This is a genomic window from Chamaesiphon sp. OTE_20_metabat_361, assembly GCF_031364565.1.
Map to the genome: position 1 here is coordinate 1 of NZ_JANLWO010000711.1, position 1,987 is coordinate 1,987.

The following is a 1,987-nucleotide window of genomic DNA, read 5'->3' on the forward strand; positions in this document are numbered from 1 at the left end:
TACTCCTTCATTATCTGAAATTTAATGAACTGCCAATTCCATATTCAATCGATCGCGATAATCGATCGATGAAAATATCCCTCGAAGCTTGCGCGCCGCCTAAGCGGCGGTCGGTAAATCATACCCCGATCCAGCAACGCCGTCTTTCTTTCTATTTCTAGCCGTGATGTCGTTACTTTAATTTTGTTATTTTCAAATAATGTTTGTTCTTGCATGGTGTTGTAATTGATATTTCTACTATATTCACTTGTTCCCTACATGGATCGGGACACTTTTGGAAATATTTTCTAAGTTTGCACTGTGCGATCGCGCAAGTTGGGAACGACTTCTGAAGTTTACAGATTGCTATAACTTAATCAATTAGTTTTTCCCATGCGCTATTTTCTTTGAGCCTGTCTCTACTATATCCAAAAGCATTTGCTAAGATAAAGTCTGGAAGTTCTGGTTCTACAACTACACCATCATTTTTTACTTGAATAGCCTCCTTGAAAATCCATTTATCGTCTTGATAAGCGAAGGTTAGTTTTGTTTCCCTAATAAAGTAATCCGATTCTGTTAAGCATTTTCCTTTGTAGGCGAAAGCCCGATCGTATGTGCTGTAGCCGTTCTCTTTATCAATATCCCCGCATTGTTTGTTGTCTTGCACTTTGTATTCAATTGTTAGGTATCCAAGAAAAGGTGTAACTAAAGAATCTGTTTTTATAACATTTATTTTAGAATTTAGCAGCTTAACTGATGTATAGCTGTATGCTTTGCCTGATGGAGAATTTGCGTAATTATTTACTGATAGTATCGATTGATTGGATGATAAAAACTTACTGATTTTATTAGATTTTCTAATGAAGGCTTTAACAGCAACCTTTCCCTCTTTTTGTGAAGAATGAATAGAAACGGCATGAGATTGATTATTTACTGGTAAAGATGCCATTACCCAGAACAAAAAGCCAATGCAAATAATATTCGTGGATAAATTTCTCATCATAATTCACTTGCCAAAATACTTCTACATACTTATCCGAAGCATTTGAGTGGTAATCAGGACACTTTTAGAAATATTTTCTAATGCAACAGATGTAAATTGTAATTGACAACGATAAACGAACGTGTATCATATATTATGGAATCGAGTGAAGACTGAGACGCTGAGGGGTAAGGTACGATCGCCAAACGCCAAACTACTCGCTGGGACGATCGAAAGTCAGGATTCGAGCAAAAAAAGTGAGTTTGGCGATCGCGGTATATTGATGTACTAGTGCAAGGATGATCCGATCGGTAGTGGGTTCGAGCCATAGAGTGACGATTGGAGCATGGACTGATAACGCTCCAATTGGTAAGCTGGTAAAGCTATCAAAGTTTACGGGGATATCGATCGACGAAATAATTCAATGTTTAGTTGAAGAAAATTCTTTGGCGCAGTCTCTCCACGAGAAAAGCGAGTCGGAATGAACAACGCCATAATTACCATCATCGGTTAATATAACGGTCAACCCGATTACTCGCAGTGGATTATTACCTTGACATTACTCTCTACCATCGCCGCATCACCCCTATCCCTGCAAGATATCGCCCAGCGGGACTTGCTTCAGGAACTGATTGCCGATCGCAGGTCGCCCAATACGCGGCGGACGTATACTAAAGCATTGGTAGACTTTTTCATGCAGGTAGCTCAGGCTGCGCCGACACCAGCATTAGTCGGAGAATTCTTGGCACTCGATCGGTATCAAGCGATGACGTTAGTATTAAGGTATCGCAGGATCTTAACCGATCGCGGGTTGGCTCCGTCTACCATTAATACCCGACTGGCGGCGATTAAAAGTTTGGTGGGTTATGCGCGCAAGGTAGGGCAATGTCACTACGATTTGGCGGATGTTGAAGGGGTGCGGGTGGTGACTTATCGGGATACTTCGGGGGTGAATCCGACGGAGTATCAGTTGACGATCGGGATGTGCGATCGGGATACTGTTAAAGGGGTACGGGATTATGCGAT

Annotated in this window: 2 protein-coding genes and 1 pseudogene; 2 read left to right on the plus strand and 1 reads right to left on the minus strand. The window is 41.3% G+C overall.

Annotation, left to right across the window (positions count from 1 at the left end):
* Positions 1–352 precede the first annotated feature (352 nt).
* The gene (locus RMO35_RS20055; protein WP_309743556.1) at positions 353–982 is read right to left on the minus strand and encodes a hypothetical protein; all 630 of its coding nucleotides are present in this window, start codon (positions 980–982) and stop codon (positions 353–355) included.
* 121 nt (positions 983–1,103) lie between these two features.
* Here RMO35_RS20055 and RMO35_RS20060 point away from each other — a divergent pair, with 121 nt between their 5' ends.
* Together RMO35_RS20060 and RMO35_RS20065 are read left to right on the plus strand one after the other, a co-directional pair.
* Positions 1,104–1,253, plus strand: a complete 150-nt coding sequence (locus RMO35_RS20060) for a hypothetical protein (RefSeq protein ID WP_309743557.1) — start codon at positions 1,104–1,106, stop codon at positions 1,251–1,253.
* A 261-nt stretch (positions 1,254–1,514) separates the two neighbouring features.
* Positions 1,515–1,987: pseudogene (locus RMO35_RS20065) on the plus strand (integrase); the annotation flags it as partial.